Annotated in this window: 22 protein-coding genes; 9 read left to right on the top strand and 13 right to left on the bottom strand. The window is 64.4% G+C overall.

Annotated elements, in window-relative coordinates; translation table 11 throughout:
- Positions 1-20 precede the first annotated feature (20 nt).
- From AAFN84_RS05025 to AAFN84_RS05035, 3 genes are all read left to right on the top strand, one after another.
- Complete coding sequence (locus tag AAFN84_RS05025) at positions 21-2,858, top strand: molybdopterin oxidoreductase family protein (RefSeq protein ID WP_347513401.1); 2,838 nt, start codon at positions 21-23, stop codon at positions 2,856-2,858.
- Positions 2,859-3,105: 247 nt separating this feature from the next.
- A complete protein-coding gene (locus AAFN84_RS05030) occupies positions 3,106-3,867 on the top strand; it encodes a 4Fe-4S dicluster domain-containing protein (RefSeq protein ID WP_347513402.1) in 762 nt (253 codons plus the stop codon).
- 6 nt (positions 3,868-3,873) lie between these two features.
- On the top strand, positions 3,874-4,797 hold the full coding sequence (locus tag AAFN84_RS05035; protein WP_347513403.1) for a DmsC/YnfH family molybdoenzyme membrane anchor subunit: 924 nt from the start codon (positions 3,874-3,876) through the stop codon (positions 4,795-4,797).
- 3 nt (positions 4,798-4,800) lie between these two features.
- Here AAFN84_RS05035 and AAFN84_RS05040 read toward each other — a convergent pair whose 3' ends face one another.
- The 6 genes from AAFN84_RS05040 to AAFN84_RS05065 all read right to left on the bottom strand — a co-directional run bounded on the left by AAFN84_RS05040 (position 4,801) and on the right by AAFN84_RS05065 (position 10,275).
- The gene (locus AAFN84_RS05040; RefSeq protein ID WP_347513404.1) at positions 4,801-5,742 is read right to left on the bottom strand and encodes a lipid A biosynthesis lauroyl acyltransferase; all 942 of its coding nucleotides are present in this window, start codon (positions 5,740-5,742) and stop codon (positions 4,801-4,803) included.
- Positions 5,742-6,770, bottom strand: a complete 1,029-nt coding sequence (locus AAFN84_RS05045) for a zinc-binding dehydrogenase (protein ID WP_347513405.1) — start codon at positions 6,768-6,770, stop codon at positions 5,742-5,744. The genes AAFN84_RS05040 and AAFN84_RS05045 overlap by 1 nt, the downstream gene beginning before the upstream one ends.
- 40 nt (positions 6,771-6,810) lie before the next feature.
- Positions 6,811-8,085, bottom strand: a complete 1,275-nt coding sequence (locus AAFN84_RS05050) for a beta-ketoacyl-ACP synthase (protein ID WP_347513406.1) — start codon at positions 8,083-8,085, stop codon at positions 6,811-6,813.
- A gap of 16 nt (positions 8,086-8,101) precedes the next feature.
- Positions 8,102-9,292: a beta-ketoacyl-ACP synthase gene (locus AAFN84_RS05055; RefSeq protein ID WP_347513407.1), complete on the bottom strand. Its 1,191-nt coding sequence runs from the start codon at positions 9,290-9,292 to the stop codon at positions 8,102-8,104.
- Between the two features lie 33 nt (positions 9,293-9,325).
- On the bottom strand, positions 9,326-9,607 hold the full coding sequence (locus AAFN84_RS05060) for an acyl carrier protein (protein WP_347513408.1): 282 nt from the start codon (positions 9,605-9,607) through the stop codon (positions 9,326-9,328).
- Between the two features lie 107 nt (positions 9,608-9,714).
- Positions 9,715-10,275, bottom strand: a complete 561-nt coding sequence (locus tag AAFN84_RS05065; protein WP_347513409.1) for a histidine phosphatase family protein — start codon at positions 10,273-10,275, stop codon at positions 9,715-9,717.
- Between the two features lie 123 nt (positions 10,276-10,398).
- Here AAFN84_RS05065 and AAFN84_RS05070 point away from each other — a divergent pair, with 123 nt between their 5' ends.
- The 3 genes from AAFN84_RS05070 to AAFN84_RS05080 all read left to right on the top strand — a co-directional run bounded on the left by AAFN84_RS05070 (position 10,399) and on the right by AAFN84_RS05080 (position 13,991).
- Entirely contained in the window at positions 10,399-11,349 is a 951-nt protein-coding gene (locus AAFN84_RS05070; RefSeq protein WP_347513410.1) for an AEC family transporter, read from the top strand.
- A gap of 130 nt (positions 11,350-11,479) precedes the next feature.
- A complete protein-coding gene (locus AAFN84_RS05075; RefSeq protein ID WP_347513411.1) occupies positions 11,480-12,937 on the top strand; it encodes an NAD-dependent succinate-semialdehyde dehydrogenase in 1,458 nt (485 codons plus the stop codon).
- A 34-nt stretch (positions 12,938-12,971) separates the two neighbouring features.
- Positions 12,972-13,991, top strand: coding sequence for an aldose epimerase family protein (locus AAFN84_RS05080; protein WP_347513412.1), 1,020 nt, complete (start codon positions 12,972-12,974; stop codon positions 13,989-13,991).
- A 2-nt stretch (positions 13,992-13,993) separates the two neighbouring features.
- Here the strand turns inward: AAFN84_RS05080 and AAFN84_RS05085 are convergent, their stop codons facing one another.
- Entirely contained in the window at positions 13,994-14,911 is a 918-nt protein-coding gene (locus AAFN84_RS05085) for a sugar kinase (protein ID WP_347513413.1), read from the bottom strand.
- A gap of 112 nt (positions 14,912-15,023) precedes the next feature.
- Between AAFN84_RS05085 and AAFN84_RS05090 the strand changes: the two genes are divergently transcribed.
- Together AAFN84_RS05090 and AAFN84_RS05095 are read left to right on the top strand one after the other, a co-directional pair.
- Positions 15,024-15,455, top strand: coding sequence for a FixH family protein (locus AAFN84_RS05090; protein WP_347513414.1), 432 nt, complete (start codon positions 15,024-15,026; stop codon positions 15,453-15,455).
- Positions 15,456-15,461: 6 nt separating this feature from the next.
- Positions 15,462-16,658 (top strand): cytochrome c peroxidase, encoded by a 1,197-nt coding sequence (locus tag AAFN84_RS05095; RefSeq protein ID WP_347513415.1) that lies wholly within the window; start codon positions 15,462-15,464, stop codon positions 16,656-16,658.
- A gap of 9 nt (positions 16,659-16,667) precedes the next feature.
- Here the strand turns inward: AAFN84_RS05095 and AAFN84_RS05100 are convergent, their stop codons facing one another.
- A complete protein-coding gene (locus AAFN84_RS05100) occupies positions 16,668-17,120 on the bottom strand; it encodes an Lrp/AsnC ligand binding domain-containing protein (RefSeq protein WP_347513416.1) in 453 nt (150 codons plus the stop codon).
- 142 nt (positions 17,121-17,262) lie between these two features.
- Here AAFN84_RS05100 and putA point away from each other — a divergent pair, with 142 nt between their 5' ends.
- Positions 17,263-20,865 carry a bifunctional proline dehydrogenase/L-glutamate gamma-semialdehyde dehydrogenase PutA gene (putA, locus tag AAFN84_RS05105; protein WP_347513417.1) on the top strand — a complete coding sequence of 1,201 codons (3,603 nt, stop codon included), beginning with the start codon at positions 17,263-17,265 and terminating at the stop codon, positions 20,863-20,865.
- A 34-nt stretch (positions 20,866-20,899) separates the two neighbouring features.
- Here putA and AAFN84_RS05110 read toward each other — a convergent pair whose 3' ends face one another.
- The 5 genes from AAFN84_RS05110 to exbB are packed head-to-tail and all read right to left on the bottom strand — an operon-like array spanning position 20,900 to position 24,197.
- Positions 20,900-21,214: an antibiotic biosynthesis monooxygenase gene (locus AAFN84_RS05110; RefSeq protein WP_347513418.1), complete on the bottom strand. Its 315-nt coding sequence runs from the start codon at positions 21,212-21,214 to the stop codon at positions 20,900-20,902.
- Complete coding sequence (locus AAFN84_RS05115) at positions 21,199-21,489, bottom strand: hypothetical protein (RefSeq protein ID WP_347513419.1); 291 nt, start codon at positions 21,487-21,489, stop codon at positions 21,199-21,201. The genes AAFN84_RS05110 and AAFN84_RS05115 overlap by 16 nt, the downstream gene beginning before the upstream one ends.
- 10 nt (positions 21,490-21,499) lie before the next feature.
- Positions 21,500-22,705, bottom strand: a complete 1,206-nt coding sequence (locus tag AAFN84_RS05120) for a TonB family protein (RefSeq protein ID WP_347513420.1) — start codon at positions 22,703-22,705, stop codon at positions 21,500-21,502.
- Positions 22,702-23,193, bottom strand: a complete 492-nt coding sequence (exbD, locus tag AAFN84_RS05125) for a TonB system transport protein ExbD (protein ID WP_347513421.1) — start codon at positions 23,191-23,193, stop codon at positions 22,702-22,704. Before exbD ends, AAFN84_RS05120 begins: the two co-directional genes overlap by 4 nt.
- 11 nt (positions 23,194-23,204) lie before the next feature.
- Positions 23,205-24,197: a tonB-system energizer ExbB gene (gene exbB, locus AAFN84_RS05130; RefSeq protein ID WP_347513422.1), complete on the bottom strand. Its 993-nt coding sequence runs from the start codon at positions 24,195-24,197 to the stop codon at positions 23,205-23,207.
- Positions 24,198-24,216: the final 19 nt, after the last annotated feature.

Below are 24,216 nucleotides of genomic sequence, written 5' to 3' on the forward strand. Positions count from 1 at the left end.
TGCTTGAGGAGCATTCAGGCATGGCGCAGCATCAGCTCGATCTGTCCAGACCCATTTCGGACGAGGTCCGCAAGACGACTTGCTACATGTGCGCGTGCCGCTGCGGCATCGACGTGCACCTCAAGGACGGCAAGATCCGCTACATCGAGGGTAACCGCGATCATCCGGTCAATCGTGGCGTGCTATGTGCCAAGGGGTCGGCCGGCATCATGCAGCATTACGCGCCGGCGCGCCTTGACTCGCCATTGCTGCGCACAGGCCCGCGCGGATCGGGACAGTTCAGGAAGATATCCTGGGACGAGGCGCTTGCGCTTGCCACGTCATGGCTGGGCGAGGTGCGCGACAGAGACCCGAAGAAACTCGCCTTCTTCACGGGTCGCGACCAGTCGCAGTCGCTGACGGGCTACTGGGCACAGCAGTTCGGTACGCCCAACTACGCAGCACATGGCGGCTTCTGCTCGGTCAACATGGCCGCGGGTGGGATCATGACCATCGGCGGCGCATTCTGGGAGTTCGGGGCGCCCGATTGGGACCGCACCAAGCTGTTCGTGATGTTCGGCGTGGCAGAAGACCATGATTCCAACCCGATCAAGATGGGAATCTCGAAGCTCAAGACGCGCGGCGCACGCTTCGTCTCGGTCAATCCGGTACGAACCGGCTATTCGGCGGTTGCCGACAACTGGATCGGCGTGCGGCCGGGGACGGACGGGCTGCTGATCCTGGCCGTCGTGCACGAACTCCTGAAGGCGCGCCGTATCGATATCGATTACCTCATGCGCTATTCCAACGCGCCATGGCTGGTGGTGGACGCGCCAGGCACAGCCGATCACGGCCTGTTCGCGCGCGACAAGGACGGCAAGCCGCTTGTGTGGGAGACCGTCACCGAACGGACCGTGCCGGCGGCAAGTCGTGGTGCGCGAGCAGCCCTGTCGGGGCGGTACGAACTGCCGGACGGCAGGGCGGCCGTTCCGGTGTTCCAGTTGCTGGCTGAGGAATATCTCGACCCCAAGCATGCGCCCGAGGCGGTGGCCGAAACGATTGGTGTATCGTCCGACGTCATTCGAGGCCTGGCCAGCGAGATCGGACGCGTTGCATTCGAGGAAACGATCGAGATCCATCAGCCGTGGACCGACATCCATGGCGAGCGGCACCAGAGTTTTTTTGGCAGGCCGGTCTCCTTTCACGCGATGCGCGGTATTTCTGCCCATTCCAATGGGTTCCAGACCGCGCGTGCGCTTCACATGCTGCAGGTGCTGATCGGTGCGGTGGACTGCCCGGGCGGGTTCAGGTTCGAGCCGCCTTATCCGAAGCCCGTTTCCGCGCATCCGCGCCCGCACGGCAAGGCGGAGCATTTCGGTTCGAACCAGCCGCTTTCAGGCCCGCATCTTGGCTTTCCGCTCGGCCCCGAAGACCTGCTCGTTGACGAGGAAGGCCGACCGTCGCGCATCGACAAGGCGTTTTCCTGGGAAGCTCCGCTTTCCGCGCATGGGCTGATGCACATGGTGATCGCCAATGCCCATGCCGGCGATCCCTATCCGATCGATGTGCTGTTCCTCTACATGGCGAACATGGCGTGGAACTCGTCGATGAACACGGCCGGCGTCATCCGGATGCTGGAAGACAAGGACGAGGCGACCGGGGAATACCGCATTCCGAAGATCATCTATTCAGACGCGTATTCGTCGGAAATGGTCGCCTATGCCGACCTCGTGTTGCCCGACACGACCTATCTGGAGCGCCACGACTGTATCTCGCTGCTCGATCGACCGATCAGCGAGCCTGACAGCGTCAACGACGCGATACGCTGGCCGGTGCTCGAACCTGACCGCGACGTGCGCGCCTTCCAGAGCGTGTTGATCGATCTGGGCGCGCGACTGCGGCTGCCCGGTTTCGCCGACAATCGCGGCAATGCAATCTACAAGAATTATGCCGACTACATCGTCCGCCACGAGCGGCGGCCGGGCATCGGTCCGCTCGCCGGGTTCCGCGGCAGCGACGGGACACGAACGGGCAGGGGGGCGAGCAATCCTGAGCAATTGAAGCGCTACATCGAGAATGGCTCGTTCTTCTCGGCCCACATTCCGCCGGAGGCGCAGTTCTTCAAGCATGCAAATGCCGCCTATCAGGACTTCGCCGTCAGGATGGGATTTTTCGACACGCCGCAGCCGGTGACGTTCCAGCTCTATTCCGAAGAACTGCAGAAGTTCAGGCTTTCCGCAGAAGGTGTTCGGGAACCGGTTGCCCCCGAGCAGCATCGCGACCGGATACTCGCGGCGTTCACGCCGCTTCCCATGTGGTATCAGCCGCTTGAAGAAGCAGGCGTCGATGCCGAGGCGTTTCCCTATCATGCCATCACCCAGCGGCCGATGGCGATGTATCACTCATGGGGCTCGATGAATGCGTGGCTGAGGCAGATTCACACAAAGAACCGGCTCTATGTGCCTGGAGAGATTTGCGAAAGATATGATCTGAAAGACGATGACTGGGTATGGCTCACGTCGCATCATGGGCGCATCAAGGTCCAGATCGCCCGCACGGAAACGTCAAATCGCGATACCATGTGGACCTGGAATGCGATCGGCAAGCGTGGACGGGCGTGGGGGCTGGATGGCGACGCGCCAGAGGCGACGAAGGGATTCCTGCTGAACCACCTTATCCATGAGCTTCTTCCGCCGAAGGCCGACGGCATGCGCTGGTCCAACTCGGATCCGGTGACCGGGCAGGCAGCATGGTATGACCTGCGGGTGCGGATAGAGAAGGCCGAGGCGGGCGAACTGAGCGAACCGCAATTCCAGCCGGTCGAAGGCCGCGTCGAGACGCCGGAAGAACTCCGCTACGGGCAGGAGTGGGGCGAATGAGGGAGATGACTGTGCTCGACGTTGCCCCCCTCTGTCCTGCCGGACATCTCCCCCACAAGGGGGGAGATCAGCTTTCACCATGCGTTGCATCCGTTCTGCGGTGCCGTGGATTGGCGGAAACAGGCGCGACAGCCAATCTCCCCCCTCGTGGGGGAGATGTCCGGCAGGACAGAGGGGGGCAACGTCGAGCACTGCAATCTGCATCCTCACCCTGCCGCGTCCCTGCCTTACGGGGGATCCCGCGGCCATGACCTCGCTTCCAACCCAGCCGAGCCCCAAGAAACTCGGGCTCGTCATCGACCTCGATGTCTGCGTCGGCTGCCACGCGTGCGTGGTTTCCTGCAAGGAATGGAACACAGGCGGCTATGGCGCAGCGTTGTCCGATCAGGACCCTTACGGCGCAGACGTATCCGGCACGTTCCTCAACCGCGTTCACTCCTTCGAGGTGGTGCCGGAGGGCGGCGAGGTGGTCGGGGAGGTGGGGCTGGCCCGCATCGTGCATTTCCCCAAATCCTGCCTGCATTGCGAGGATGCGCCCTGCGTCACCGTCTGTCCGACGGGGGCCTCATACAAGCGCGGCGAGGACGGCATCGTGCTCGTCGACGAGGACATGTGCATCGGCTGCGGGCTGTGCGCCTGGGCGTGTCCATACGGCGCACGCGAGATGGACCTGGCCGCCGGCGTGATGAAGAAGTGCACGCTTTGCGTCGACCGGATCTACAACGAGACCATCGACGAGATCGATCGTGTGCCGTCCTGCGTGCGCACCTGCCCCACAAACGCGCGGCATTTCGGCGACCTGGCCGACCCCGCGTCCGAGGTTTCGCGCATGGTGGCGGCGCGTGGCGGCATGGACCTGATGCCGGAGCAGGGCACGAAGCCGGTCAACAAATACCTTCCGCCGCGCCCCAAGCCGTCTTTGGCCTCCTCGCCGCGGCCTGCTTCGCAGGATACCTCCGGCGCCACTGGCTTCTTCGCCTGGGTCGACCAGATGCTGGACCGGATCTGAACCTGAATGCATCCGGCACTGTCGATCATCGTCTTCACGACCGTTTCGGGCCTCGGCTATGGTCTCGCTGCCGCCTTGGGCGCCGGCTTTCTCGACCCGGCTCATGTGTCGACCAAGCTGGCGCATCTGCTTGCTCTTGCGCTCATCGGCGGCGGCCTCATGTCGTCGACGCTGCACCTGCGCAATCCGCAGCGCGCCTGGCGGGCATTCTCACAATGGCGTTCGAGCTGGCTGTCACGTGAAGGCGTGATGGCGGTGGCGACATTCGCGCCGCTATGCATTTCGGCCGCCGCAGCGATCTTCCAGTCGCGGTATCTGCCGGTCATCGGCATGCTGGGAGTCGTTGGATCCGTGATCACCGTCTACTGCACCTCCATGATCTACGCATCGCTGAAGGCGGTGCAGACATGGCATACGCCGCTGACACCTGCCTGCTATCTGCTGTTTTCGGCTGCGGGCGGCAGCCTGCTTGGTGCGTTCTTCCGGTTGGTGTCGGGTACGAGCGCACCGCTGCTTTTGGTGCTGGCTGCTCTGTTCCTCGCACTCGCGTGGGGTGTGAAATGGCTGTGGCGAAAAAATTCGCGCGAGGCAGTGCCGCTTTCGACGGCCGAGAGCGCCACGGGCCTTGGTACGATAGGGCAGGTCCGCCTGTTCGAAAGCCCGCACGTCAACGACAACTACCTCACCAGCGAGATGGGGTTTCGCGTCGCGCGCAAGCATGCCGACAAGCTGTTCGTGATTGCGGTTCTGGCCGGTGGCGCGCTCCCCGTGGCGCTCGCGCTGATCGTGCTCGCAACGGGTGCTACCGGTGCACTCGCGGCGATTGCGTTAGGCATCGCGGTGCTGAGCCATGGTCTCGGCATGCTGGTCGAGCGCTGGCTGTTCTTTGCCGAAGCGCGCCACGCGGTCATGAATTATTACGGCAGATAGGCTCTACATCTTCCAGCGCTTGTGGAACCACATCCATTGGCCAGGATGCTCGCGCACCCATCCCTCGACCGTGTCGTTGAGAAGCTGGGCTGTTCCTGGCACGTCGATCGTGCCTTTGTCGGTGCGCGGCAGTTCGAGCCTGTCGTAGATCTCCAGCCTGTAGCGGTTGCCTGGCAGGCGGATGGCGCGGGCAGGATAGACGTCGCAATCATACTGACGCGCCAGCTTGGCGACGAGCGGGCTGGTGTAGCACGGTCTGCCAAAGAACGTCGTCGGCACGCCCTTGTGGAATTTCTGGTCGACGAGCACGCCGATGTTTCCACCGCGTTCGAGAATGCGCGCCAGCGCGAAGGCGACGCCAGCACGTGACGCGAGAAGCTCGCCCATCGCGTCTGCTCGCGTCGAGAAGATGTATTTGGCGATATAGGGGTTGTTGGGCGCCCGGAAGAGGGCCGTGACCGGGAGGTCGAAGGCGGCGGCGGCAACGGGGAGCAGTTCGAAGTTGCCGGTATGGGCGGTGAAGAAGATGTGCGGTTTCTTGCTGTCGCGCACCCGGATGAAGGTTTCCTCGCCCACCACCTCGACGCGGCCGGTCTCGGCCGAACCGGGGACGAAATCGAACAGGCGGTCGAGGAAGACATATTCGCCGGCGAGCCGTGCCATGTTGCCCCACATGTCGGAGGCGATCGCCTGCAGTTCCTGTTCACTCTTTTCCGGGTAGGCGTGGCGAAGATTGTCCATCGCGACGCGATGGCGGCCAACCAAGGGGCCCAGCCGTCTGGCGACCCGGTCGGCAAAATCTAGCGCTCTGTCCGGGGGGAGGAGGCGCAAAAGCCAAAGCAGCCCCAGCGCCACCTGAGCGATCAGCCAGTATTCCACCTGCTTGAGGACGCGCAGGGTGCGCGCGACCAGAGGCCTGAGCAACGGCCGGCCTCTCTCGCTCATCAGCCGACCCGCAGGATGATCTTGCCGAAGACGTCGCGGCCTTCCATGCGCTCCAGCGCCTTGCCGATGCCGTCGAAACCAACCTCGGTATCGATGACGGGATGGACGATGCCTGCCGCCATCTTCTGCATCGCGTTTTGCATGTTTTCCATGCGACAGCCGAACGAACCGAAGATCTTGAGCTGCTGCTGAAAGAGCTGCATCAAATTCATGCTGGTCGAGACACCTGAAGTCGAGCCGCAGGTGACGAGCCTTGCGCCGCGCTTCATGCACAGCATGGAGCCGGCCCATGTATCGGCGCCGACATGCTCGAAGACGACGTCGACGCCCTTCTTCTTCGTCAGCTTGCGGGTTACGCCTTCGAAGCGATCCTCGCGATAATTGATGACGTGATCGGCGCCGAGGGCCTTGGCCTTCTCGATCTTTTCGTTGGAACCGACCGTGGTGATGACGGTGCAGCCCATCTTCTTGGCGAGCTGGATCGCGGCCGAGCCGATACCGGAACCGCCGGCGTGAACGAGAATCGTCTCGCCTGGCTGCAGCTTGGCGTTGTCGAACAGCATGTGCTCGACGGTGCCAAAGGTAACTGGGGCGACGGCGGCACCCACCGCATCGACGCCGGGAGGCGCCGGCACGAGCAGGCGCGCGGGCAGGTTGACCTTCTCCTGCGCGAAGCCATCAAGATGGAAGCCGTGGACCCCGGAGACATGCTCGCAGAGATTGTCGCGTTTCTCGCGGCAGTTCTTGCACAGGCCGCAGGTGCGCGCGCCGTAGATCGAGACAAGTTGACCAAGCGCCAGGCCCGATACGCCGTCGCCGATCGCGTCGATCTCGCCGGAAGCTTCCGCGCCGATGACCAGAGGCATCTTGCGTTTGGCGAACGCCATGCCGCGCCAGCCCCAGACATCGATATGGTTCAACGCCACCGCCTTGATTCGGACGGTGACCTCGCCATGGGCGGGTGGGGGAGGTGGAGGAAGATCGACGGCTTCGAGCCGCCGGTCTTCGACGAGTTGCAGTGCACGCATGAAATCTTATCCGCTGGCGGTCTTCAGTGTCGTGAGCGGACTAGACCGGTTCCCGCGTCATGACAAGGCATGCGTTCTGCCCGCCAAAGCCGAACGAGTTGGAAAGCACGCTGGAAACCTTCGCCTGCCGCCCGACATTCGGCACCACGTCCAGCTCGATCGCCGGGTCGGGGTTGTCGTAATTGATGGTCGGCGGAATGACGCCTTCCGACATCGTCAGCAGCGAAAACACGGCCTCGATCGCGCCGGCGGCCGACAGGGTGTGGCCGATCATCGACTTGTTGGACGAGATGGGTATCTGCTTCATCCGCTCGCCGAACACGGTGGAAAGCGACAGGTGTTCCATCTTGTCGTTTTCCGGCGTCGACGTGCCGTGGGCGTTGACGTAGTCGATCTCGCCATCGTCCAGCCCGGCGTCGGCCAGCGCCGCCTTCACCGCGGCAATCGCCGGCGAGCCGTCGGGCTTCGAACGGGTGCGGTGGAAGTCGTCGGCTTTCTCGCCGCAGCCTTTCAGCACGCCGAGAATGGTCGCGCCCCGCGCCTGCGCGCTTTCGAGCGATTCCAGCACGAGCGCTGCACCGCCTTCAGCCAGCACGAACCCGTCGCGATCCTTGGAAAACGGCTTGGATGCCTTTTCAGGACGTTCGTTCTGGGTGGACAGGGCCGAGAGCAGCGAGAAGCGGATGAGTGCTTCGGCGGTGGCCGATCCATCGGCACCGATCGACAGGGCGCGGTCGGCCTCGCCCCGGCGAATAGCCTCGACACCGAGCTGGATCGCAGTTGCTCCGGACGCGCATGCCGTCGACAGCGTCACGGGCAGGCCGCGCGTTCCGAAGCGATCCGCAAGCCGGTCCGCGATCGCACCGAACTGGGACGCCTCGAAGGTCTCCAGGCGCAATTGCTCGCGCGCCGCAGCCAGAAGCCGTTCATATACCGGCAATTCGAGGTCAGCGGTCTCGTAGAGTGCCAGGCGATCGTGCCAGTCCATCTCGACGGGCGGCGAGGCAAGGAAAAGCGGTCCGGTGAAGTCGCCGGTGTCGAAACCGGCACCGACGATCGCTTCGTCCGCCGCGAGTTCGGCCAGTTCATAGGTGAGGGCGCTGGCGCCCTTGTTGCTGGACGACAGGAAATCGACGGTGCCGGCTATCGTGGTGTTGAGATGGTCGGTCGGAAAGCGGGTAATAGGGTGGATACCCGATTTGCCAGCGGTGAGCGCCGCCCAGTTTTCCGATACGCCTCGGCCCAGAGACGTGACGACACCGACGCCGGTGACAACCACGATAGGCCTGCCCAAATGATCGGTGGTCGTGGCCATCAGGTACGTCTCCCGTTCAAGCAGGCACGACGAGGGCCGCGCCCTCATAACGGTGGTAGCCAATCGTCGTCGCTACCACTGCACTGGGCGCACCGCTCTCCATCACCGTTTCGTTTTCGGGATCGAATGGCGGATAGGCAGCGCCCTCGTGAACGGCCAGCGCGGCGAGCGCGATCGCGAAAGGAAACTGCGCTTCCTTCATGTGACCGGTGAGCGACGAGAAGCCCCTGACGGCAAAGTCACCCGCTCCCGACAACGCGCCACGCTCCGCGCCGGTGGCGGCGTGCGCTCCGGATGCGCCGGAAATGACCAGAACGGGCTCCTGCGGCAGCGGCAGGACGCGCAGCAGGCCGGATATGGCCTCGCTGAGATTGCCCTCGGCACGCCGTGCGCGGCCTGAGGCGACGCTCGACAGCGTAGCATAGGCCCTGGCTCCACGCGATTGCGCATGCTGGCGCGATTCCAGGATGAGAAATGCCGCGCCCGACCCGGAGATCACCCCGCCGCCGTCATTCGCGGCGCGCTGCCAAACCGGCTTCCAGCGCCTGCGATGCAGGAATCCGCCGAGTTCGTAGCCTAGAAGCATGTCGGGATGCTGGGTCTGGAAGGCGCCGCCAACGAGCACCTGCTCCGACTGACCCGACGCAATGCGCGCAGCCGCAGTCTCGACGGCAGAAACGCCCGCGCCCTCTTCACCCATGAAGGTCCGCGAGGAGCCGGTGACCTTGTGCACGATCGAGATGTTGCCGGCGAGAAGGTTGGAAAGCTGCGCCAGGAAAAGCGTCGGACGCAGTTCGGTGGTCAGTTTTTCATTGAGCAGGATGTCGCGGTCGTTGCGGTCGCGCGCTGCATCGAGAATGGCCTGGTCGACATTGACGTCGCGCTCGCCGCCGCCGGCTGCGACGATCATGTCCATCGCCGCCAGCAGCCCTTCATTGTCCTTCACACCGGCGTCGTCCAGCGCGAGGCCGGCCGTATAGGTGCCAAGGCGCTGCCACGTCTCCATCTGCCGCTGGTCGCCGCGCTTGGCGATCTGCTGGCCCCAGTCGATCTCGGGCAGGGGGTGGACCGTATAGGGCTGGAATGTTTCAGCGTCGAGCACCGGTCGTGGGTCCGGCGCAGCCAGAGCCTGCCAATGACGGCTTGCTCCCTCACCCAGGGATGAGACGAGGCCGATGCCCGTTATGACGACGTCGCGTGCGCTCATAGGCTGATCATGTGCGGTGCGCGCCGCGCGCCGTCAAGCGTTCTTGGCCGCGACGAGCGCGTCGATCTTGGCGCACAGGTTCTCCATAACGAAGTATTCCTCCGCCGGAGCCTTGCCGTCATTGACTTCCTGCGTCCACTTCTCAAGCGGCACCTTGATGCCGAACTCCTTGTCGATGGCGAATACGATGTCGAGAAAATCGAGGCTGTCGATGCCCAGATCGTCAATCGTGTGGCTCTTGGGCGTGATCGTGTCGCGGTCAATCTCGCTGGTCTCCGCGATGATGTCGGCAACCTTGTCAAATGTCGATGTCACTGTGATTCCCTCTGGATTCAGGGCGCGTTGCGTCTTGTATCGCGGCTCTCTAATCGGTTTTTGTGGGCAGGAAAAGGCCGCACAGGCAAAAAGGCGGCCAGAGTGGCTCAGTTGAACACGATGCTGCCGATCTTGTGGAAGCGGTCTTCGCCGGGCGCAACGATAACCGCTTCGCCTTCGCGGGCACGGGTGCCGACCATGGCCATGATGTTTTCGGGATGCGTCACGAGGATGAGATTGCCGGACCCCGTGTAGCTGCGAATCATGTCGAGGACCTGTCGCGTCGCATCCGCCGCGCGTTGTTCATCGTCAGGCAACGAGTCCAGCGCCTCGAATATTTCGACCTCGTCATCACCGAACGCCAGTCTCGCCGTTTCAAGCGCGCGGCAGTATCGGCTGGAGTAAACCTGTTCGACGGGTCCGGCACGAGCTGCCATCAACGCCCCGATACGTCGCGCCTGCTGGCGGCCGCGGTCGGACAGGTTTCGCTGCGTGCGGCAGTTCTCGATGTCGAAATTCGACGGGTCGCCGCTTCCCGGCGCATTGGCGTTTGCGAGAAATACTACCTGCCCACCGTTGCGCATGAGCGCCCAGCCTGCCTCGGTGGCAGCGCCTGGATATGTCATGAGGAGAAAGAACGCGGCGAGCGCGGCGGCGAGACGGAGCATCAGGTTCCCTTCGTGCTGCTTCGCATATAGGGACGGGATCGGCGCATGAAAGGCAAGGCGCGGGTTTGTTGCGCCGCAACATGCTCGCTTGCCGTAATCCCGCTATTGCGGTACCGCGACATCATGTCTCCCGTTGCAGAAACCATCGTCTTCGTCTTCGGGCTGGTCGGCCTGGGATATGCCACGGGTTGGGCCGGCCTGCTGCGGCCGCAGGTCGGAGAGGCGCTGACGGATTTCGCGATCGTCGTCGCCGTGCCCGCTCTGCTGTTTCGCACGGTAAGCTCGGCCGACCTCGCGGGCGCAGATCCATGGTCCCTCTGGCTCGCCTACTTCAGCGGCATACCGGTCGTATGGGCGGCGGGTCACCTGTTGATGACGCGCCTTTTCGGGCGCGAGGCACCGGCGGCGGTAGTCGGCGGCATCGCCGCCTCCTTTTCCAACCTTCTCCTGCTCGGCATTCCATTCATGATGGGCGTCTTCGGACAATCCGGAATCGAGGTGCTGTCGCTGCTGCTCGCCGTCCACCTGCCGACGATGATGGCGGCGTCGATGATCATGTTCGAGTGGGCGCGGCATGGAAGCGGCGAGACAACATCGCCGCTGAAGGTGTTGGTCGCATTCCTGCACAATCTGCTGACCAACCCGCTGATCATCGGCATCCTGGCGGGCCTGCTTTGGCGCGCGACCGGGCTGCAAATGCCGGCGCTAGGCAGCCGCTTCATCGACACTTTCGCCACGATCGGCGGGCCAGTCGCGCTGTTTGCCATGGGTCTAAGCCTGCGCAAGTTCGGAATTTCCGGCGATGTGCGTCCGGCCTTCATGATGGCGGCGCTGAAACTGTTCCTGCTGCCTGCCGCCGTCCTTGCCTCCGCATGGCTGATCGGACTCCCACCGCTGACGGCGAAGGTTGCGGTCATCGCGGCGTCGTTTCCGACCGGGGTCAACCCTTACCTCATCGCCACCCGCTTCGGCATCGGCCAGCGGCTGGCTTCCAGCACGATGACCATTTCCACGGCGCTGGCCGTGCTGACGACGGGCTTCTGGCTGGCCGTGGCACAATGGGTTTTCGGATGACGCGCTTGGCTTGGGAGCCAAAGCGCCTAGGTTCTTCGTTGATGCGTGTCCACTCGGCACGCCAACCTAAATGATTGCCTGCGGGCCAGCACCATGAGACGCGGCAACAGCCGCGCGGGAAGGGAGAAAGATGCTCCAGAAGACCAGCCATTACATGCGCGACGCCAACCTGATCGGCGGCGAGTGGGTCCAGGCCGATTCCGGCGCCACGATCGACGTCACCAATCCGGCGAACGGGCAGAAACTCGGAACCGTGCCCAAATCTGGCAAGGCGGAAACCCGTCGTGCCATCGAGGCGGCGGACGAGGCGTTCAAGACCTTCCGCAAGACCACGGCGAACGAGCGGTCCAAGCTGCTGCGCAAGCTGCATGACGCGATCATGGACAACCAGGACGCGCTTGCGGAACTGCTGACGCTGGAGCAGGGAAAGTCGCTGACCGAGGCGAAGGGAGAGGTCGGTGCGTCCGCCGCCTATGTGCTGTGGTTCGCGGAGGAAGCGCGCCGCACCTATGGCGACGTCGTGCCAAGCCCCTGGGCGGACCGGCGCGTGCTGGTGACGCGGGAGCCTGTCGGCGTGATCGCGGCCATTACGCCGTGGAATTTCCCCTCGTCGATGCTCGCACGGAAGATCGGCCCCGCGATCGCCGCCGGTTGTACCAGCGTCGTGAAGCCGGCCTCGCAGACGCCTTACTCGGGGCTTGCATGGGGAGCGCTGTGCGAGGAGGTCGGCATACCGAAGGGCGTCATCAACATCGTCACCGGCTCCGCCGGCGAAATCGGCGACGAAATCTGCGCCAATCCGCTGGTCAAGAAAATCACCTTCACGGGATCGACCGAGGTCGGCAAGATCCTGATCGAGAAGTCGGCTGCCACCGTCAAGAAGGTCTCGATGGAGCTGGGTGGCAACGCGCCGTTCCTGGTGTTCGACGATGCCGACATCGACCGCGCGGTCGAAGGGTCGATTGCCGCGAAATACCGCAATTCTGGCCAGACCTGCGTGTGCACCAACCGTTTCATCGTGCAGGCGGGCATCCATGACCAGTTCGTGGAGAAGCTTGCAGCGGCATCGAAGAAACTGAAGGTCGGGCCAGGCGTCGACGACGGCGTGCAGCAGGGGCCGCTCATTGATGACAAGGCTGTCGAGAAGGTCGAGGAATTCATAGCAGATGCCAAGGCGAAGGGCGGCAGAGTAGAAACCGGCGGCAAGCGGCATGAACTTGGCGGCACCTTCTTCGAGCCGACGGTGATCTCAGGCGCGACCCCGCAGATGAAGTTCATGAAAGAGGAAATCTTCGGCCCTGTGGCGCCTGTCTTCAAGTTCGAGACCGAGGAAGAAGCGATCGCGCTCGCCAACGACACCGAGTTCGGCCTCGCCTGCTATTTCTATACCGGCAATCTCGGCCGGGCGTTCCGGGTGATGGAAGGGCTCAAATACGGCATGGTCGGCGTCAACGAAGGCATCATCACGACGCCGGAAGCGCCGTTCGGGGGCGTCAAGGAGTCGGGTCTCGGCCGCGAGGGCGGCCACCAGGGCATCGAGGATTATCTCGACACGAAGTATGTCTGCATCGGCGGGCTGGGCCTCTGACGACACGGTCCACGCTGCGCTGACCGGGGGTGCCATGACTGGCGATACGTTTGGCCATACACGCGATGGCGATCCGGTCCACGAAATGCGGATTGCGGGCGGGCGGCTTTCCGCCCGCATCCTGACGTATGGCGCCGTCGTCCGGGACCTGCGGCTGGCAGGACATGATTCGCCGCTGGTGCTCGGGTTCGAGACACTCGATCACTATCTCGATCATTCGCTGTTTTTCGGTGCGATCGTCGGGCGCTATGCGAACCGGATTACGGGCGGCAAGTTCATCATCGATGGTGAGCGCTACCAGGCCGATACCAACGACAATGGCAACACGCTGCATGGTGGCTCGGTTGGCCTTCACCGCCGCCTATGGTCGCTGAAGGAGCATGGCGAGGATTTCGTCACTCTCGGCATCAGCGACCTGTCCGGCGACATGGGGTTCCCAGGGACGCTGGACATAAGCTGCACCTATCGGATCACGCCTGCTTCGGCGCTTGCCGTCGAACTGACTGCGCAGACGGATCGGGCGACGCTATGCAACCTTGCCCATCACTCCTATTTCAACCTCGACGATGGCGGGCGAGGCGACATTCTCTCCCATCGCATGCGGATTGCCGCGCAGGCCTACCTGCCGGTGAACGAAAGGGCGTTGCCGACGGGCGCGGTCATGCCGGTCGAGGGAACCGCGTTCGACTTCGTTTTGCCGCGAACCATCCGCCACGAGCGTGACGGTTTCACCGACTACGATTATAATTTCTGCTTGGCATCTGCACGCCAGCCAATGCGCCAGGTCGCCTGGGTGCAGGGTGGGCGCTCCGGCGTCGAGATGGAAGTGTGGACGACGGAACCAGGGCTGCAGCTCTATGCCGGGCAATTTCCCGCTAGAACTGTGCCGGGGCTTGATGGCATCACGTACCGATCCCATGCGGGTTTGTGTCTCGAACCCCAGATCTGGCCGGACGCGCCCAATCGTCCGTATTTTCCGCAGGCGCTGCTCAGGCCCGGCGAGCAATACAGGCAGGTCAGCGAATATCGCTTTCGCGCGCCTGAAGACATCTGATTTCAGGCCGCAAACGCTCGCCTGAGCGTCTCGAATGGCGCGAGTGCGCCATGGACCTGCACCACTGACGCAGCCACCTTGTGCGCGCGGCGCGCTGCCTCGACAGGCGCATGGCCATGCAGCCGCGCGGCGAGATAGCCTCCATTGAACGAATCGCCCGCGCCGGTGGTATCGACGGGGTGTTCGACATGCATGGCGGGGATCGATTCAGTGTGGCCGCCAGCGGCGATGAGCGCCGGCTCGGTTCCGTCCTTGACGACGATCTCGCCGATTCCGGCCTGCCTCAGCCTGTCGACCGTCGCCAGCGGTTCCGCGTCGCCATACAGCATATGCTCGTCCGGGAAGGTCGGAAGCGCAATGTCCGTGATCGCAAGTGCGCTCTCGATCGTGGTGCGCGCTTCGTCCATGGATGACCACAAGCGCGGACGATAGTTGGGGTCGAAGGCGACGAGGCTGCCCGCTTTGCGTACGGCTTTCAGTGCAGAGAGCAAGGCGCCGCGCGCATTGGCATCGAGAATTGCCAGGGTGATTCCGGAAAAGTAGACAAGATCCCGGTCCGCAAGGCTTTTTGCCAGTTCGGAAGGATCGTCGGCGAGCCGTCGCGCTGCCGCATCGGCGCGCCAGTAGGTGAAGGAACGTTCCGCGCCGTCGAGGGTGATCGCATAGAGGCCTGGCCGCGCACCCGCAATTTTCGGGCTGTGAGCGGTGCCTATCCCATGCTCGGCGAAAAAGGCGAGTTGCTGCGCCGAGAACGGATCGTCCCCGAATGCGCTGACATAGTCGACCCAATGATCCGGAGGCATCAGCGCCTTGATTGCCCAAAGCGTGTTGAAAGTGTCTCCGGCATGGCCCATTCGCCAATTGCTGCCAGCGCCGGAAAGCTCCAGCATGCACTCGCCGATCGACGCGATTTTCTTCATGTGGCGGTCCTCCCTTGCGCAGCCTTCTATACGGGCCGTGCTCGGGCGCAAAGGGGCTTGACCTTACCGCTGCTGGAAGCCGCAATGGGAGGCAGACAACGGGATCAAGACGATGAAGAAATGGACATTCGCCGGTTTGGTCGTGGCGGTGCTGGCCGTCATCACTTTCATCGCGGTGCGGATGATGATGCCGCCACCCGCCGATCTCGACCTCGTCCGATCCAAGGCATCTGCGGGCGGGACCTACATGGTCACGATCGCCCCGGAGGCCGAGCCGATCGAGCAAGGGGCGCTGCATTCCTGGCTAGCTACGGTGACAACGGCTGATGGCGACCCGGTCGAGGATGCCCAATTGACGGTCGATGGCGGCATGCCGCAGCATGGCCATGGACTGCCTACTGCCCCGCAATCCTCCGCCCATCTGGGCGAGGGGCGCTACAGAATTGACGGCGTGCGCTTCAACATGGGTGGATGGTGGGTTCTGTCACTCGATGTATCCTCCGCGTCCGGCTCCGACACCGTCGAATTCAACATCATGCTTTGATTACTGATGTCGCGCTGGTTCATACCCTTCGTATTGGCGGTGCTTCTGGGCGCGCATGGCTGCACGGGCGAGGATTTCTCCGCCGAAGAAAAGCGCCTGATCAGCCAGTTGCGCCTGTCGCAGCTTGGACCGTTGCCGGCCGATCCCGGCAACCGAGTCGCGGACGATCCTGTTGCGGCCGCATTAGGCGAGGCGCTGTTCTTCGACGCCAGACTGTCGGGCGACGGGGTTTTCGCATGTGCGACATGCCACCTGCCGGGCCGGCAGTTTCAGGACGACAGGCCGCTTGGCCGCGCCGCCGGCATCACCAATCGGCGCACGATGCCGCTGGCTGGCGTGGGCCACAGCCAGTGGTTCTTCTGGGACGGGCGCAAGGACAGCCTTTGGTCGCAGGCGCTCGGACCCATGGAGGATGTGCGCGAGCAGGCCGGCAACCGCACTGCTTTCGCCCATCTGGTCGCGGCATCCTACCGCGAGGACTACGAAGCGCTGTTTGGCGCCGTTCCCGATCTGTCGGGGCTGCCGCAGGATGCATCACCGCTCGGCCCGCCCGAGCAACGGGCGGCGTGGTCTGCCATTTCCGCGAGCCGACGCGAGGACGTGGATCGCCTCTTCGCCAATCTCGGCAAGGCGCTGGCCGCGTTCGTGCGCACGATCAACCACACCGAAACCCGCTTCGACCGCTTTGCCGAAGCGATCGTCGCCGGTCGCGAGCCGGAGGACGCCGCCGCGTTCAATTCGCTGGAGATCGAAGGGTTGAAGCTCTTCATCGGCAAGGCGAATTGCATCGACTGCCATAACGGCCCGCGCTTCACCGACGAGTTCTTTCACAATACCGGTGTGGCGCCCGTCACCGGTCTGCCGAAGGACCGTGGGCGCGCCCAGGCGGTAGCGCAGGTGTTGGCCGATCCCTTCAATTGCATGGGGCCGTACAGCGACGCAGGCGAGGACGGATGTTCCGAACTCCGCTTCATGGTGCGGGACGCGCCGGAATTCGAGCGCGCCTACAAGACGCCCTCGCTTCGCGGTGCGGCGGGGCGCCCGCCCTACATGCATTCTGGACAGATCGCGACGCTCGAGGACGTCATCGCGCACTACTCGGAAGCGCCTGTTGCCGTTTCGGGACGAAGCGAACTCGAGGGCGTGATCTTCACCGATCGCGGCAAGGCGGCGCTGATCGCATTTCTGAAGACGCTTGAGTGACCATCGCGCTCAACGATCCTTCACCGTCTCCATCGCCACGTATGTGGATGTCTGGGCCACATGGGGCAGGGCGGATATGCGCTCGCCCAGCACGCGGCGATAGGATGCGATGTCCTTCGTGCGCACCTTGAGCAAATAGTCGAAGCTCGCCGCGATCATGTGGCACTGTTCGATCTCCGGTACGCCGAGCACCGCCCTGTTGAAGGCGTCAAGCGCGGCGGAGCGCGTGTCGGAAAGCTTGACCTGCACGAAAGCGACGTGACCTTCGCCCATCCGCTCGCGGTCGATGATGGCGGCATAGCCCCGAATGTAGCCGTCGCGTTCCAGTCGTCTGACCCGTGCCTGCACCGGCGTCTTTGAAAGCCCCACCCGCACCGCCAGTTCTGCCATGGATTGCCGGCCATCGGCCGCCAGCGCCTGGAGGATATTGCGATCGATCCGGTCCAGATGATCTTCCAACACAATTTTCCCGGTTCAAAACGGCCATTTGACCGTCCAAAATTAGTTGCTTTGACCTGCCGCGTCCAGATGTTTGGAAGTCGTCGCGATTCCGGTGCATGCTATGGTGATGAAATCGATCACACCTCGTTTCCAACGGTCTCCCATGACATCGCACGCGCTCGAGAAAATCAGGGCATCCATTCGCCAGAACACGCTTCCGGACGAAGCCGAAGCTCTCTCGCGGCTCGTTGCGCTGGCGGACCTTTCCACCGAGCAGCGGGGCGCGATTTCGGCACGCGCCGCAGAGCTAGTCCGGTCGGTGCGCGGCGCATCGAATCCACAGATGATGGAGGTATTTCTCGCCGAATACGGGCTTTCCACCAAGGAGGGCGTCGCCCTGATGTGCTTGGCGGAAGCCTTGCTACGGGTGCCCGACGCGGAGACGATGGACGACCTGATCCGCGACAAGATCGCGCCGCATGACTGGGCGGCACACTCGGGCGAATCGACCTCCATCTTCGTCAACGCATCGACATGGGCGCTGATGCTGACCGGCCGCGTCCTTGAGGAGGATGACAGCGGCATAGAGGGTACGCTGCGTTCCATGGTGCGGCGGCTCGGAGAGCCGGTCATCCGCAGGGCGGTGTCGGCGGCGATGCGCGAGATGGGCGAGCAATTCGTGCTGGGGCGCACCATCGAGGAGGCGGTCAAGCGCGGCCGCGACAATATCCGCCGCGGCTATACCTATTCGTTCGACATGCTTGGCGAGGCGGCGCGCACCGAAGCGGATGCCGTGCGCTACCATCGAGCCTATTCCCAGGCGATCTCCGCGCTGAACGCCGGTGCCAACGACGCCGACATCGCCAAGAACCACGGCATCTCCGTGAAGCTGTCGGCGCTTCATCCGCGCTATGAGACGAGCCAGAAGGAGACGATGCTGCCGGTGCTCGCCAAGCGTCTGTTCACGCTGGCTCTTGCCGCGCGCCACGCCCGCATGGGGCTCAACATCGATGCGGAGGAGGCCGACCGGCTCGACTTGTCGCTCGACGTGATCGAGCGCGTGCTGGCGGAGCCCGAACTGCGCGGCTGGGATGGCTTCGGCGTGGTCGTGCAGGCCTACGGTCCCCGTGCCGCGTTCGTCATCGACTGGCTGCACGCGCTGGCAAAGCGGCTCGATCGCAGGATCATGGTGCGGCTCGTCAAGGGCGCCTACTGGGACACGGAGATCAAGCGCGCGCAGGTGCTGGGCCTCGATGGCTATCCGGTCTTCACCCGCAAGCCGAACACCGACGTGTCGTACATCGCCTGCGCGCGCAAATTGCTGGGCATGACCGATCGCATCTATCCGCAATTTGCGACGCACAATGCGCACACCGTCGCTGCGATCCTCGCCATGGCGGGCGACAAGGAGAGCTTTGAGTTCCAGCGGTTGCACGGCATGGGCGAGGCGTTGCACGAGGCGGTGCGCAAGGCCGAAGGCACGCGTTGCCGGATCTATGCGCCCGTCGGCGCCCATTCCGACCTGCTCGCCTATCTGGTGCGGAGACTGCTGGAGAACGGCGCGAACTCGTCCTTCGTGCACCAGATCGTCGACAAGTCGGTCAGCCCGGAGACCATAGCGCAGGACCCGTTCGACGTCATCGCCAGCCAGGGACCGGCATCCAATCCGACGATCCCGCGACCTGCCGACATTTTTGGAGAGGTCCGGGCGAATTCGAAGGGGTGGGACATAACCGACCCGGTGACACTGGCTGACATCGAGGCGCGCAGAGCCGCTTTTGCCGCGCCGTATCAGTGGTCGGCGGGCGACGGCCCGATCCCGCGCGGCGTCGTCAATCCGGCGCAACCGCAGGAAATCGTCGGCGAGGTGGCCGAGGCGAATGCGGAGACGGTCACGGCTGCCGTCGATGCGGCCGTAAAAGCTCAGGCCGGCTGGGAAAGCACGCCGGTCGCGCAGCGCTCCGCCATGCTTCTCAGGGCGGCGGACCTCTACGAGGAACACGCCATCGAATTCTTCGCGCTGTGTGCACGCGAAGCAGGGAAGACACTGGCCGATGGTGTCGCGGAGGTGCGCGAAGCAGCCGACTTCCTGCGTTATTATGCCGGCAATGCGGCCAGCGTGGAGCGCCACACCTCCGCGCGTGGCGTCATCGCCTGCATCTCGCCCTGGAACTTCCCGCTGGCGATCTTCACCGGCCAGGTCGCCGCCGCGCTGGTCACCGGCAATGCCGTCGTGGCCAAGCCGGCAGAACAGACACCGCTGATCGCCGCGCGCGCCGTCGCACTCCTGCATGAGGCCGGCGTGCCGCGCGATGTCCTGCAACTCGTGCCGGGTGACGGTCCGTCGGTCGGCGCGCCGCTGACCGCTGATCCGCGCATCGCCGGCGTCTGCTTTACCGGCTCGACCGACGTGGCGCGCGTGATCGAGCGCCAGCTCGCACAGACGGCGGAGCCGGAGGCGATGCTGATCGCCGAGACCGGCGGTCTCAACGCGATGATCGTCGATTCGACGGCACTGCCGGAACAGGCGGTTCGAGACATCGTCGCCTCGGCGTTCCAGAGTGCCGGCCAGAGGTGCTCTGCCTTGCGGGTTCTCTACGTCCAGAAGGACGTCGAGGCCAAGATCCTCGAAATGCTGCAAGGCGCGATGGAGGCGCTTCGGCTGGACGATCCATCGCTCATCTCGACCGATGTCGGGCCCGTCATCGACGACGAGGCGCGCGACACGCTTCTGGCTTATTGCCGCGAGATGGAAGCCAAGGGGCGGTTGATTGCGAAGCTGGAAGCGCCGGCTGGCGGACGCTTCGTTGCGCCGCATATCTTCAGGGTCTCTGGCATCGGCGAGATGCAGCGCGAGATGTTCGGGCCGATCCTGCATGTCGCCACCTTCGAGGCCGATGGCATCGACAAGGTCATCGCCGACATCAACGCCAGGGGTTACGGCCTTACCTTCGGCCTGCACACGCGTATCGACGCGCGCGTCCAGCACGTCGTCGACGAAATCCACGTCGGAAACATCTATGTGAACCGCAACCAGATCGGCGCCGTCGTCGGCTCGCAGCCGTTTGGCGGCGAGGGGCTCTCCGGCACCGGGCCGAAGGCCGGTGGTCCGTCCTATCTTCGCCGCTTCCGCAAGGGCGAGGTTACCGCGCTCGAGCCCGCCAACGGCGAGATCATTCCGGCGCTCGTGCTCATGGACCACATGCCCGACGCGAATCGTGGCGGATGGTCGACACGGCCCGATCGGGTCGCCATTCTTCGCAAGCATTTGCGAGGCAAGGGCGCGGACGCGATCGGCGCTGCTGCTGCGGTCGATTTCGGCCCTGTCGACCTGCCCGGCCCAACCGGTGAATCAAACACGCTCGTGCTTGCGCCGCGCGGGCGCACCCTATGCCTCGGCCCGAGCCCGGATACGGTGTTCGCCCAGGCGATACAGGCGCTGGCTGCCGGGAACGCAGTCCTCGCCGTGGCGCCCGGCGCGCGGCGTGCCCTAGCCCCGCTGATCGGGACCGGCTTGCCCGTTGAAGTTCTCGAAGGGGTGGTCGATCCATCCGATCTCGAAAGCCTTGGCGTCGAGGTCGTGGCGTGTTCGGCCGATGCGGCGACGTTGCGGGCCATCCGCACCGCGCTTGCCTCGCGCGAGGGGCCAATCGTGCGGCTTGTCGCGGCGGTGATCAATCCCACCGCCTATGTGCATGAGCGCGCCATCTGCGTCGACACCACGGCTGCCGGCGGCAATGCGAGCCTGCTCGCGGCCGCCGAGTAGACGCGACGCGCGAGCTGGAGGGTGAGGGAGGGACTTACGCTCCCTCGACGACCGAAAAACCCTCGAACTGCGGATGGCCGAGATAAGCCGGCTTGTGGTCGCCGGCGTTGCGATGCGCGTCTCGGAAATTCTGCGATTTCGTCCACGCGACGAAATCGTCGTGGCTTTCCCAGACTGTATGCGAGGCAAACAGGGTGTAGCCCTCGTCCTCGTTCACGGGTCCGCGAAGCAGGTGAAACTCCCGAAAGCCCTTCATCTCCTTGAGGCGCGAATCGCGTCCCTTCCAGACATTCTCGAAATCCTCTTCCGAGCCGTTCTTGACCTTGAAGCGGTTCATGGCGATGTACACGAGGTTCTTCCTTCCTGAGATGCGTTTCCGGCAGTGGCGTTGGTTCTCGCCGCGGGCCTGAAGCTGACCACGTTGCCGGGCAGGAATTCCGGCACGGCGGGCTTGGGCGAGGGGCCTGCCTGGGTGAAGGCGCCTTCCTGCAACGGGCCGAGGTCGACGACATTGCCGTTCGACGCTTCGATGGCGGCGCGCCGACGAAAAAGCTCCAGCAGTTTCGGATGAAGACCATCGCCGCGCGGCGCGGCAAGGGCATGCAGGTTCATAAGACCGGTCACGTCAGACCTCTCAGCGGGTGAACGCAATGGGAAGGTTGAAGGTCCAGGACGACCGGCCAGCGGCCGGCGGAATCGGCGGGAACGGCGCGGCACGCCGCACGGTGTCGACAGCCGCCTGGTCGAGGTTCGGCGACCCGGAACCACGCGCGATGCGAACACTGTTGACGCCACCCGAACTGCTCACCGTAAAACTCACGACTACCTGACCGCGCTCGCGGCCGCGAACCGGCCGCACGGCGCGCCGCAGTTTGCGGACGATCTGGCCGGGATAGTTCGAGACGGCGGCATTGCCAGCCTCGCGGCTGCGCTGGTTGCCGGCCGACTGGCTGGCAGACCGGCCTTGGGCCGAACCCTGCGAGGTGCCGCGGCGGGCATCGGCCTGGTTCTGGCCGCTGGCGCCTGCCGCAGGGCGCGCCTGCTGCCGAGGCTGCTCGCGCCGCGGACGTTCGGTGCGCTGCGGCGGGGGAGGCGGCGTGTAGTCCGGCCTGGGCGTCGGCAACGGTACGTCGGCGATCGCGGAAATCTGTTCCTGCTCGACGGGTTCTACCGTTTCGGCCTCGGTCGGCTCGATCGGAGTCGCTTCGAGTGGTGCAGCCGCCTGCGGCTCTGCCGGTTCGGCCATTTCTGGTTCGGCGGGCCGTGCCGCCTCGGGCACGATCGTTGCCTCGTTGTCGACCGGCGGCGCGGCTGCTATCTCGACGTCGGACGCAGCCTCGGCAAGCCTCGATACAGGTGAAGGTGCCGTCTCCGTCGTTACCGGTTCCTCCGGCTCGACAACTGGCTGCCGCGTCGGCTCGACCTCGTCGACCGGTTGCGCTTGCTCGATTGTCGGCTGCTGGGTGGGCTGTGCGTCTTCTACCGGCTGCGTGCGCTCTACCGGCTGCGCCTGAGACGTTTCCACCGGCGTCTCGCGTGGGGTCTCCGGCGTATCGACCGTTTCCACGGGTTGACTCTGGACAGGCTCGACCGCTTCCGCCGTCTCGCCGGCCGACACCTGGTCGACCTCGCTGAAACCGAGAGCCGCCAGGTCGACCTCGATGGCCGTGGAGCCGGCGATCTGCGCCAGCGGTTCGGCCGGCGTGCGCATGACCCACCAGGCCGCGCCCGCATGCGCACCCAGCATCACCAGGGCGGCAAAGGTCCAGACGGCCAATTGGCCGCGGGACGTCCCGGTGAGATGCCGGGACCAGGCTATGTCGGCATAGGCTGCAGTCATGGCTGTGCGCTGTTCGCCTCCGGCGCTTCGCTTGCCGGTGTCGGCGTTGCCGAGGCCGCTGCACCCGGCGCGGCATCCAGGCCAACCAACGCAATCTTAGTGTAGCCGGCCATACGCACGAGGTTCATCACGTTCATCAGGTCGCCGTAGGGCACTGCCTTGTCGGCACGCAGAAAGATGCGGGCCTGGGTGTCGCCGTCGGTTGCGGTGCGAAGCGCGTCCCTGAGCTGGATGTGGGTCACCTCGTCATTACCCACCGAGACGGCGAGATCCTCCTGGACCGTGACGTAGAGCGGCTCGTCGGGACGCGGCTGTGCCTGCGCGTTGGAGGCCGGCAGGTCGACATTGATGTCGACCGTGGCGAGTGGCGCGGCCACCATGAAGATGATCAGCAGCACCAGCATCACGTCGATGAATGGCGTGACGTTGATCTCGTGGTTCTCGGCGAGTTCGTCGTTCTCGGCGCCCGAGTTGAGGCTTCCTGCCATGATCCAGGTTCCTATTCGGCCGCGCGGGGCGACAGTTGGCCATCGGCATGAACGGGCAAGCCCGCCGCGCGGCGGTCGAGGTCGCGGCTGACCAGTCGCTCGACGGCAGCCGAGGTATCACCGAGCAGCAGCTTGTAGCCGGCGATCGAACGGGCGAAGACGTTGTAGATCACGACGGCGGGGATGGCTGCCACGAGGCCGAGCGCAGTAGCCAGCAACGCCTCGGCGATGCCGGGGGCGACAATGGCGAGGTTCGTCGTCTGCGCCTGGCTGATGCCGATGAACGAATTCATGATGCCCCAGACAGTGCCGAAGAGGCCAACGAAGGGGGCGGTGGAACCGATGGTGGCGAGCACGCCGGTGCCGCGTGTCATGCGCCGCGCCGCTTGTGCCTCGACGCGTCCGAGATGGGACGCAACGCGTTCCTTGAGCCCGGCTGCTGCGTTCGGACCGGTGGCACTTGCAAACATCGGCGCGGAGAGCGCTGCTTCGTGGCCGGCGGCGCGCACCAACAAGGCGGCCGGTCCGCCACGCCGGCGTTCGAACGCGCGTCCGGCCTCTTCCAGGTTCTTCGCCGCAATGATGCGGTCCAGCGCGCTGGAGACACGCCGTCGTGCCGTGGCCAGCTCCAGCGTCTTGGCGAGCCAGATGGTCCAGGTCACGAGGGAGGCGAAGGCCAACCCGATCATCACGGCTTTGACGACCCAGTCGGCGGCCATGAACATGCCCCACGGGGACAGGTCATGCGGGAGGGTCGACGGCTCGATCGACACCGGCTCAGCCTGATCGAGATCGACCGGCTCTTCTGCCGGGAGTGCGCCGCCAGGCGCGGTATCGGCGCCGTCCGGCCCGGTATCGGCGGGCGTCGTCGTTGCTTCGTCCTCCACCGATGGTGCCTGTGACTGCGCCTGCGCGCCGGTGGCCAGCATCGGGCCGGCGGCCATGGCGGCCGCAATCAGGAGAATGGCGGCCTGCCGCGCGAAGGTGGAGAGAAAAAGCTTCATGTCAGCGATACTTCAACCG

This window comes from Mesorhizobium sp. CAU 1741 (assembly GCF_039839275.1).
GTDB lineage: Bacteria > Pseudomonadota > Alphaproteobacteria > Rhizobiales > Rhizobiaceae > Aerobium.